This window comes from Clostridium sp. UBA5119 (assembly GCF_002414285.1).
GTDB lineage: Bacteria > Bacillota > Clostridia > Clostridiales > Clostridiaceae > Clostridium_J > Clostridium_J sulfidigenes.
The window spans coordinates 7,618-18,296 of record NZ_DHYX01000073.1; the positions used below are offsets into that span (position 1 = coordinate 7,618).

7 protein-coding genes and 2 pseudogenes are annotated in these 10,679 nt (G+C 29.9%); 8 read left to right on the plus strand and 1 reads right to left on the minus strand.

Features of this window, described 5'->3' with window-relative positions:
- The 5 genes and pseudogenes from B2671_RS11770 to disA form a co-directional block, all read left to right on the plus strand.
- Positions 1-217: pseudogene (locus tag B2671_RS11770) on the plus strand (ABC transporter ATP-binding protein); the annotation flags it as partial.
- A gap of 136 nt (positions 218-353) precedes the next feature.
- Positions 354-578 (plus strand): hypothetical protein, encoded by a 225-nt coding sequence (locus B2671_RS11775; protein ID WP_346870599.1) that lies wholly within the window; start codon positions 354-356, stop codon positions 576-578.
- Positions 579-717: 139 nt separating this feature from the next.
- Entirely contained in the window at positions 718-3,195 is a 2,478-nt protein-coding gene (locus B2671_RS11780; RefSeq protein WP_346870600.1) for an ATP-dependent Clp protease ATP-binding subunit, read from the plus strand.
- Positions 3,196-3,404: 209 nt separating this feature from the next.
- The gene (gene radA, locus B2671_RS11785; protein WP_346870601.1) at positions 3,405-4,769 is read left to right on the plus strand and encodes a DNA repair protein RadA; all 1,365 of its coding nucleotides are present in this window, start codon (positions 3,405-3,407) and stop codon (positions 4,767-4,769) included.
- A gap of 49 nt (positions 4,770-4,818) precedes the next feature.
- Positions 4,819-5,883 carry a DNA integrity scanning diadenylate cyclase DisA gene (gene disA / locus B2671_RS11790; RefSeq protein ID WP_346870602.1) on the plus strand — a complete coding sequence of 355 codons (1,065 nt, stop codon included), beginning with the start codon at positions 4,819-4,821 and terminating at the stop codon, positions 5,881-5,883.
- Between the two features lie 30 nt (positions 5,884-5,913).
- On the opposite strand, the gene B2671_RS11795 is transcribed toward disA, so the two are convergent.
- The gene (locus B2671_RS11795; RefSeq protein WP_346870603.1) at positions 5,914-6,342 is read right to left on the minus strand and encodes a DUF1573 domain-containing protein; all 429 of its coding nucleotides are present in this window, start codon (positions 6,340-6,342) and stop codon (positions 5,914-5,916) included.
- 359 nt (positions 6,343-6,701) lie between these two features.
- Between B2671_RS11795 and B2671_RS11800 the strand changes: the two genes are divergently transcribed.
- From B2671_RS11800 to B2671_RS11810, 3 genes and pseudogenes are all read left to right on the plus strand, one after another.
- Positions 6,702-7,796, plus strand: coding sequence for a PIN domain-containing protein (locus B2671_RS11800; protein ID WP_150843588.1), 1,095 nt, complete (start codon positions 6,702-6,704; stop codon positions 7,794-7,796).
- A 65-nt stretch (positions 7,797-7,861) separates the two neighbouring features.
- Positions 7,862-8,551 carry a 2-C-methyl-D-erythritol 4-phosphate cytidylyltransferase gene (gene ispD / locus B2671_RS11805; protein WP_346870604.1) on the plus strand — a complete coding sequence of 230 codons (690 nt, stop codon included), beginning with the start codon at positions 7,862-7,864 and terminating at the stop codon, positions 8,549-8,551.
- A gap of 284 nt (positions 8,552-8,835) precedes the next feature.
- A pseudogene (locus B2671_RS11810) lies at positions 8,836-10,532 on the plus strand (proline--tRNA ligase).
- Positions 10,533-10,679 lie beyond the last annotated feature (147 nt).

The following is a 10,679-nucleotide window of genomic DNA, read 5'->3' on the forward strand; positions in this document are numbered from 1 at the left end:
AAAATCTTTAGAAAAGTTATCTAAGGGAAGAACATCTATTATAGTTGCTCATAGACTATCAACTGTTAAAAATGCAGATGAGATTGTGGTATTAACAAATAAGGGAATAGTTGAAAAAGGTGCTCACAAAGAATTGATTAATAGTGGTGAAATTTATGCTAGGTTGTATAACTCACAGTTTAATGGATATTTTAATGATTCGGAATTAGAGTTCTAAAATTATTAATGATATATCTTTAATAATCCAATCATATTATGTTATTTATTTAAGTAAAAATCATATGATAATATGATTTTTGCTTAAAATAATCTATTATGTGAAATTAAAATTATTTATAATACTGGAGGAAAAGATGATTAGAAACAAAGAAAATATAGACAAACTATTAAATGATTTAAAGGAGTTTAGCTATGATAAAGATGGTGCTCTTATTGATGTAATTTTAAATGATAATCTTAATGTTAAAATAAGATGTTATGAAGAAAAATGCATTAAAATAGAGTATTATGATTATAACAATGCTATATCTACTTTATACAAAGATAGAAAATATATAAATAAAGTGCTTTTCCAATAGGGAAGGTACTTTATTTATATGCATTTTTAAAAAATATATTTTAAAAATAATTACAATTTATGGTTTGTCATTGCTGGAATTGGATAGACTAAATATTATAGTATTAGCATTTTGCTATATAGATAAAGGGGTTAGTGTAATGTTTAATAAGTATAATGATAGAGCAAGACAAGCGTTGATGTATGCTCATGGAGAAGCAAAAAGATTTAGACACGGATATGTAGGCACTGAACATGTATTATTAGGTATTGTGGAAGAGGGTGGCATAGCAGCTAAGGCTCTAGAAAATATGTATGTTGATGAAATAAAGATTAAAGATAAAATAGAAAAATTAGTTGGCTATGGTGAGGATGAGATATATCCAGAAGATATATATTTTACTCCTAGAACTAAAAAGCTGATGGAAGTTAGTTTAGTAGAAGCCAGAAATCTAAATGATAAATTTGTATCTCCGGAGCATATATTATTAGCGATACTTAAAGAAGAAGAGGGCGTAGCCTATACAATATTAGATAATTTAGGAACAAACTTCAATGAGTTGCTAGGAATGTTATCCTATGATAAAAAACAATGTGAAATATCATTAAGCAGTAATTCTGACTTTCATGACAGTAGAACTGAGATGAAAATAGAGGAGCCATATAAGTCTAAAAGAAATAAAACTCCAATGATTGATAAGTACGGCAAGGATTTAACTAGATATGCTAGTGAAAATAAGCTTGATCCAGTTATAGGAAGAGAAAGGGATACAGAAAGAGTTTTAGAAATATTATGTAGGAGACTAAAAAATAATCCATGTTTAATTGGGGATCCTGGAGTGGGCAAGACAGCCATAGTTGAGGGATTAGCACAAAAAATTCAAAGTGATGATGTACCAGAAATGTTATTAAATAAGAAAGTAATCAGTATAGATATGGCTTCTATGGTTGCAGGAGCAAAGTATAGAGGAGAATTTGAGGATAGGTTAAAATCTTTAATGGATGAAGTTTGTAAGAGTGAGGATATTATTTTATTCATTGATGAAATTCATACTATAGTAGGAGCTGGTGGTGCGGAAGGTGCAATAGATGCTTCTAACATACTAAAACCTGCCCTTGCAAGAGGGGAACTTCAATGCATAGGAGCGACAACCATAGATGAATATAGAAAGTATATAGAAAAGGACTCTGCTTTAGAGAGAAGATTTCAGTCAATTATAATTGAAGAACCTTCTAAGGAGGATACTATACAAATACTTAAAGGGTTAAAGAATAAGTATGAAGAACATCATTCAATTAGAATTACAGATGAAGCTATAAGTGCAGCAGTAAATTTATCAGATAGATATATATCAAATAGATACCTACCAGATAAAGCAATAGATCTTTTAGATGAAGCAGGGGCTAAGAGTAGAATAGAAAATTTACAAAAAAATGAGATTGGAATTTTGGAGCAGAAGCTTAAGAATAAAATTGAAGAAAAATCACAAGCAATTGATATTCAAGATTTTGAAAAGGCAGCATCCATTAGAGATGAAGAATATGAATTAAGACAACAATTAAACTCTAGAAAAAGAACTTTAGTAGAAAGTAACGAAGAAATCAAGATAACGGTAGATGAGGCAGAGATCGCAAAAGTTTTATCAATATGGACTAAAATACCTTTAGAAAAACTTACATCTACAGAAACTGATAGATTATTAAATTTAGAGAACATTCTTCATAAAAGAGTTATAGGTCAGGATGAAGCTATTGAAGCTATTGCAAAGGCCATAAGGAGATCAAGGGTAGGACTAAGAGATTGCAAGAGACCTATAGGGAGTTTTATATTTCTAGGACCAACAGGGGTAGGAAAAACTGAATTATCTAAAGCGCTTGCAGAAACTATGTTTGATGATGAAAATTCAATAATCAGAATAGATATGACAGAATATATGGAGAAACACTCTGTGTCAAAGCTAATTGGTTCACCACCAGGCTATATAGGATTTAATGAAGGAGGTCAATTAACAGAGAAAGTTAGGAGAAGGCCATATTCTGTAATACTATTTGATGAAATAGAAAAGGCGCATGAAGATATATTTAATATTTTACTTCAAGTACTAGAAGATGGAAGACTTACAGATTCTAAGGGAAGGGTGGTAGATTTTAGGAATACTATAATTATAATGACTTCTAATGCAGGAGCATCTACTATAAAAAAACATCGTTCTATAGGATTTGAAAGATTATCTGATGATAAAAATTGTGATAATGAATATAAAAATATGAAAGAAATTATACTTGGCGAAATAAAGAATATCTTTAAACCAGAACTTTTAAATAGAATTGACGATATAGTAGTATTTCATAAGCTTAAAGATGAACACATAATTAAAATTGTTGATATAATTACAAATAATCTATGTGAAAGAGCCAAGCAAAATGATATTATATTAAGGTTTACAGATGAAGCTAAAACATTCATAAGTAAACAAAAAAGAGATAAAGAGTACGGAGCTAGACCCTTAAGAAGAATTATAACTGATATGATTGAGGATAGACTATCTGATGAGATTCTTAAAGGAAATTTCAAAAAGAGTGATATCATACAAATAACAGTTGAAAAAGATGCATTGAAGTTTATTAAGTGTAGCTAATTACTTCATTGTGTTTAAACAAAAATAGGTATATAATTATCATAGGTATAATACCATATATTTTTAACCACTTTATATAAGTGGTTTTTTTATAGTTAAGAACAATATAATTTACTATATAAAATAATGGTTAAACTCATAGTATAATAAGTATTTTAATTAACTGTTAAGAAATAATAAATTAATATAAAAAATTTAAGGAGCAGATTATGGCAAAGATTAAAAAAGTATATATATGTAATGAGTGTGGTTATGAAGCTCCAAAGTGGTATGGAAAATGTCCTGGATGTAATAGCTGGAACACTATGGGAGAAGAAGTAAAAAGTGAAGCAGTAACTAATTTTAAAAGGTCAGTTACTATGTCTTCTGGAAATAAGCCAAAGAATATTACGGATGTAAAATCCAGTGAATATGAAAGGTTAGATACAGGAATTGGAGAATTAAATAGGGTTGTAGGTGGTGGACTTGTAAAGGGATCATTAACTTTAATATCTGGAGATCCTGGTATTGGTAAGTCTACTATATTGCTACAGAGTGCCAGTAATATTTCGCTAAAATATGGAAAGGTTCTGTATGTATCTGGAGAAGAGTCAGAAGAGCAAATAAAAATGAGAGCAGAACGTCTGAAAGCTACAGGAAAAGAGCTTTATGTGGTATCAGAAACGAACATAGATATTATAGAAGAGCATATAACTGAAATGGAGCCAAGTTTTATAATAATAGATTCTATTCAAACATTATATAAACCAACTATTTCATCTGCTCCAGGAAGTGTATCGCAGGTAAGAGAATGTACTAATGATTTAATGAGAATAGGAAAGACAAAGAATATTCCATTATTCATTGTTGCCCATGTAACTAAACAAGGAGAATTGGCTGGACCAAGAGTTCTTGAACATATGGTGGATACAGTTCTATATTTTGAGGGAGAGCGAACACAAGAGTTTAGAATATTAAGAACCATAAAAAATCGTTTTGGAACTACTAGTGAAATTGGTGTGTTTGAAATGAGAGAAAGTGGTCTTGAGGAAGTAAATGATGCATCTTCAGTGTTTTTGCAAGAAAAATCTATGCAACAGGAAGGATCAGTAGTCATTGGAATAGTTGAAGGAACTAGACCTATTTTAGTAGAAATTCAAGCCTTAGCAAGTGAAACTAAAGCTGTGATGCCACGTAGAACTGCAGTAGGTGTTGATAACCAGAGATTAAGTTTGATATTAGCGGTGTTAGAAAAAAAATTAAGAGTTCCTTTTTATAACAGTGATGTGTATGTTAACGTGGTAGGTGGACTTAACATTGACGGTACATATGGAGATTTAGGAATAGTTTTAGCGTTAATATCTAGTGTCAAAGCAAAGGAAATTAAAATAGAAAATTTATTAATTATAGGAGAAGTAGGGTTAACTGGAGAAGTTAGGCCTATAGCTCATGCAGAGAAAATTATAAATGAAGCAATAAAGATGGGTTTTACTAATGTAATACTACCAAATAAAAATAAAGCAAAAATAACTAATAAGGGAATAAATTTAATTGGAGTGGATACAGTTAGAGAAGCGGTGTCAAAGATTTTTTAATAATATATAAGAGGACAGTAAATTGTTAAATTAATAATGGAGGAAAATAATGAGGGAACAAGAGCAAAAAGAACTTATGGAAATACTAAAAATTATGTCCCCAGGAACCCTACTGAGGGAAGGATTAGATAATATATTAAGAGCTAAAACTGGAGGTTTAATAGTATTAAGTGATAGTAATGCAATATTAGATATGGTAGATGGAGGATTTTCAATAAAATCAGAGTATACTCCAGCATATATATATGAACTAGCAAAGATGGATGGAGCTATAGTTATAAGTAGTGACTTAAAAAGGATATTATACGCTAATACACAGCTGATGCCAAATCCATCTATAACTACTCAAGAAACTGGAACTAGACATAGAACAGCTCAAAGAGTTGCAAAGGAAACTGGTGATATAGTAGTAGCAATATCTCAAAGAAGGAATATAATCACTGTATATAAAGATGATATAAAATATGTCCTTAGAGAAAGTAGCGATGTATTAGCTAAGGCTAATCAAGCTATTCAAACCTTAGAAAAATATCAGTTAGTTTTAGAAAGAGTAATAAGTAATCTAAACTTACTGGAGTTACAAGATTTATCAACCCTTTTAGATGTAGTCACAGCAATACAGAGAAATGAAATGGTTATGAGAATAGTTTGTGAGATAGAAACGTACATATGTGAGTTGGGGAATGAAGGTAGACTTATATCTATGCAATTAGGAGAATTAATCAAGGGCGTTGAACAAGAAGGAGTATTTCTTGTGAGAGACTATTGTAGGGATACAGAGAAATATCTTGACGTTTATAGGAATATAGAAAAGTTATCAGCTATAGAGTTATTGGATCTTGATATGATAGCTAAGGTATTAGGATATGGTGGAGTTCCTTTAGTGGATAATTTCATATCTACAAAAGGATATAGAATATTAAATAAAATACCTAGATTACCATCCGCAATTATAGAAAATCTAATAAAACATTTCGGAGAGCTTCAAGTAGTAATGAAAGCATCTTATGATGAATTAGATTTAGTTGATGGGGTAGGAGAAGCAAGAGCTAAAACCATTAAAAATGGTCTAAGAAGATTAAAAGAGCAATTTATATTAGATAAACAAATATAGCACAAAGCAATTAAGTTTGTGCTATATTTGTTATCTTAAATTAATTTTATCGAAGGTAGTTATGTTTTTGTATTCAGTTAAAAGTACATCATATAAGTTTATATCTAAACTATTGCATAAGGAAGTTATATAGAATAAGTGATTGCCTATTTCCCGTTCGATGATTTTACGGCAATTATCACATAGCTCTCCTTGTATATGGGAACTAAGAGGTATTTCTAAATCATCTAAGGTTAATTTATCTATGGTGTTTTCATTATCATTGTTCAATGAATAATTTATACCCTGTTTTTCAGCTTTAATTTTAACACAACCGCAACTAGTAACAGCTTTTACTACGGATCTGTTAACTCTACTTTCAGATTCCTGCAATTTGCTTAGTATGTCAAGTATACTTTTATGTCTTAATAAAGAACTATCTACAGAATTTTGAAATTCATCAAATATTAGATCCTTCATAACTTTCACTCCTTTATAAATAAAGTTACTTACTTGGAATACCTTTATTTATATAATATATCAATATTACTATTATTCATAGGGGGTAATTTTACTGTTAACAATTTATTTTATGTGAAGAAGTAGAAAATGTGAGTATTGACAAATATTTTTATCTTGAAAATTCTTTGTTAATTGTTAATTGAGAATATCAAATATTTTAAATGTTAATATTATATATAGTTAATCAAATTTTAGTTAATATTCTAATAATCCATTGAAATGTAATTAATGATAATATATATTTAATTTAGTAGGATATTATGGAGAAAATTTGTAAATAATCACAATATAGGTTAAAAAATTAAGGAGGTGCTGTGGTGTTAAAGAAAATATTAAGGGCTTTGTTTACCTTAATAGGAGGAACATTAGGATATGTTTTAGGTGCATGGGGAAATTCTACGGAACTTTTACCTAAGTTAGGAATAAACAATACAGGTTTTATTTCAATAATATTTGTTGTATTATGTATTATTTTTATTGGACTTATATTTTATTTTATTTCACCTTTTATAAACTCAGGAATTGTTAAAGCTATGGAATACTTAGAAAGGTCTGCTCAAAAGATTCCAATAGTAGATATTGTATTTGCAGGTATAGGAGCTTTAATTGGACTTATAATATCAGTATTATTATCTACACTTATTAGAGTAGATTCCATAATAATAACCATAATATCCGTAATTGTTACGGTAATAATTACTGTTTTATTTGCAGATATATGCGTAAGAAAAAAAGATGAAATTATACATGTGTTTACAAGCTTTAAAAAGCCTGGAGCTAATAAGGATTCTAAGATAAAGAATGTTGGCGATAAGTTAAGCCCTAAGGTGTTAGACACATCAGTAATAATTGATGGAAGAATATTTGATATATGTCAAAGTGGTTTTATTGAAAGTACTTTAGTAATTCCTACTTTTGTTTTAGATGAGCTTAGACATATTGCGGATTCCTCAGATTCTTTAAAAAGGACAAAAGGAAGAAGGGGATTAGATATACTTAATAAAATACAGAAAGAGTTAAGTATAGATGTAGAAATATGGGAAGGCGATTTTGAAGATATTAAGGAAGTAGATGTTAAATTACTTAAACTTGCTCAAGTATTGAATGGAAAGGTAATTACTAATGATTATAACTTAAATAAAGTTGCAGAACTTCAAGGAGTACCTGTATTAAATATTAATGAGTTGGCAAATGCTGTAAAACCTGTTTTATTACCAGGAGAAGTTATGAAAACACAGGTAATTAAAGATGGAAAAGAGTCAGGTCAAGGGGTTGCATATTTAGATGATGGAACTATGATTGTCATTGAAGAAGGTAGAAAATATATTGGTGAAAATATATTTGTAGTAGTTACTTCAGTACTTCAAACAGCAGCAGGAAGAATGATATTTGCAAAACCAAAGGAACAATAGTTTTTTATTAAGAAAAATTAAGCGCTAATTTATCATTAGTTTAAGGTTAATTTATTGGAGGAATTATGAGAAAAAATACAGCGATAATATTGGCTGCAGGACAAGGGAAAAGAATGGGGTCAAATGTAAACAAGCAGTTTTTGACTTTGGCAGAAAAACCAGTATTATATCATACTATAAAGGCTTTTTCTGACAATAAAAATATAGATAATATTATAGTTCTGTGTGCAGAAGATGAGATGGAGTACTGTAAAAAGAATATAATTGAAAAATATGACCTTAAAAAAGTTAGAGCTTTAGTAAAAGGTGGGAAGGAAAGGCAAGACTCTGTATACAATGGACTAAAGGCAATAGAACCTTGTGAAATAGTATTAATCCACGATGGAGCTAGACCATTTGTTACTGACAATATAATAAATAATGGCATTAAGAATGCTGAAAAACATGGTGCATGTACTTGTGGAGTTAAATCAAAGGACACTATAAAAATTAAGGATAAAGAAGGGTTTGCCAAGGAAACCTTAAATAGAGAGGATACTTTTATAGTTCAAACGCCTCAGTGTTTTAAGTATGATATTATATTATTCTGCCATGAAAAATTAAGAAAGACTAAAGAGCGAGTTACTGATGATGCTATGATTGTTGAAAAATTTGATAGAAAAGTATATCTTTATGAGGGTAGTTATTTAAATATAAAGCTTACAACTCCAGAAGATATGATAATTGGAGAAAATATTTTAAAAAATAAAATATAAATATATAGGCAATATTTAAATATGTATGATATAATGATATTTATTAAAATTTAATATTAATATGTGATGAGGAAGAATAGTAGAAACATACCCACAGAGAGAAAATTCACCGGCTGAAAGATTTTCACACGTTTTGAACCTGCTTCTGAGCAGTAGTTTTAACTACCGGCATGAGCCGTTATAAAATGAAGTATAAATTTTAGGTGGTACCGCGATAGAATTCGCCCTAATTAGGGTGGGTTCTATTTTTTTATTAATAAATATAATTACGAGGTGAATGGAAGATGAAGTTATCAAAGATGTTAATAAGTACACTAAGAGAAGTTCCAGGTGAAGCAGAGATAGCAAGCCATCAACTTATGTTAAGAGCTGGAATGATAAGAAAATCAGCTACAGGAATATACACTTTCATGCCAAATGGAGTTAGAGTGTTAAAAAATGTAGAAAATATAGTTAGAGAAGAAATGGATAGAGCAGGTGCTCAAGAATTTTTAGCTTCTGCACTTATACCAGCAAATCTATGGCAAGAATCTGGAAGATGGGATGTAATGGGACCAGAAATGATTAGGCTTAAAGATCGAAATGGAAGAGATTTTTGTCTTGGACCAACCCATGAAGAAGTATTTACAGATTTAGCGAGAAGTGAAATTAAATCTTATAAACAATTACCATTAAATCTTTATCAAATTCAAACCAAATATAGAGATGAGAGAAGACCTAGATTCGGAGTTATGAGATCAAGAGAATTCATAATGAAAGATGCATATAGTTTTGATAAAGATAATGAAGGGTTAGATATATCTTACATGAAGATGTATGAAGCATATAATAAGATATTTACTAGATGTAATTTAGAATTTAGCGCTGTTGAAGCAGATTCAGGAGCTATGGGAGGATCAGGTTCAGCAGAGTTTATGGTTAAATCTGATATAGGCGAGGATGAAATAGCTTTCTGTACTGGTTGTAATTATGCTGCGAATACAGAAAAGGCTACATCTAAACTGGAAGATGCAGAGAAAGAAGAAGAAAAGGAATTAAAGAAGATAGCAACTCCAAATGTAAGAACTATAGAAGAGTTAGTAACTTTCTTTAATACTAGTAACAAGAAGTTTGCAAAGACTCTAATATATAAAGCTGATGGCAAAGTTGTGGCAGTAATGGTTAGAGGAGATAGAAGCTTAAATGAAACTAAGGTTTCTAATGCATTAGGTGGAATTATGGAATTAGAAATGGCCGATGCAGAAACTGTCTTAAAGGCTACATCAGCAGAAATAGGATTTGCTGNNTAGATACACTACTTGTAGATGAAGAAGTTACTAGAATGAGTAATTTTATAGTTGGAGCTAATGATACAGGATATCACTATGAAAATGTAAATTATGAAAGAGATTTTAACGGCATAGTAGGAGATTATAAACTCGTAGCAGAGGGGGATATGTGTCCTAAGTGTGGAAGTCCAATAAATATTAGAAGAGGGGTAGAAGTTGGACATATATTTAAGCTTGGAACTAAGTATTCAGAGTCTATGGGAGCTAACTATTTAGATGAAAATGGTAAAGAGAAACCACTAGTAATGGGATGTTATGGAATTGGTATTAACAGGACTGTAGCAGCTATAATTGAACAGCATCATGATGAAAATGGAATCCTTTGGCCAATGGCTGTTGCACCATATAAAGTAATAGTAATGCCTGCTAATGTTAAAAATGAAGAACAAATGAATAGAGCGGAGAAAATCTATGAGGATCTTAAAACTAGAGGAGTAGATGTGCTTTTAGATGATAGAAATGAAAGAGTTGGAGTTAAGTTTAAGGATGCCGATTTAATTGGAATTCCAATAAGAGTAACAGTAGGTAAAAAAGTAGTGGAAGACATAGTTGAATTTAAGTTAAGAAAAAATCAAGATATTGAAGAAGTAAATATAGAAGATGTAGTAGACAGAATAGAAAAAGAGTTTTTAGCAAATAATTTAAAGTTTTAATCATTTGTTATAAAGTAAATTATTTCATTTTAAGTAAATAGGACTGTATTAATAAAATATAGTCCTATTTTACTATAATTTTTGATATTGGTTTTTAGAAAGCTCTGTGGTTAATTGAAGTGATAAAATTTGGAGAGAATTTATATT

Bases quoted from the DNA above. Each gene is read 5' to 3' on its own strand.
- B2671_RS11795 (WP_346870603.1), bottom strand. From the start codon at position 6,342: ATGAAGGATCTAATATTTGATGAATTTCAAAATTCTGTAGATAGTTCT.
- B2671_RS11775 (WP_346870599.1), top strand. From the start codon at position 354: ATGATTAGAAACAAAGAAAATATAGACAAACTATTAAATGATTTAAAG.
- radA (WP_346870601.1), top strand. From the start codon at position 3,405: ATGGCAAAGATTAAAAAAGTATATATATGTAATGAGTGTGGTTATGAA.
- ispD (WP_346870604.1), top strand. From the start codon at position 7,862: ATGAGAAAAAATACAGCGATAATATTGGCTGCAGGACAAGGGAAAAGA.
- B2671_RS11780 (WP_346870600.1), top strand. From the start codon at position 718: ATGTTTAATAAGTATAATGATAGAGCAAGACAAGCGTTGATGTATGCT.
- disA (WP_346870602.1), top strand. From the start codon at position 4,819: ATGAGGGAACAAGAGCAAAAAGAACTTATGGAAATACTAAAAATTATG.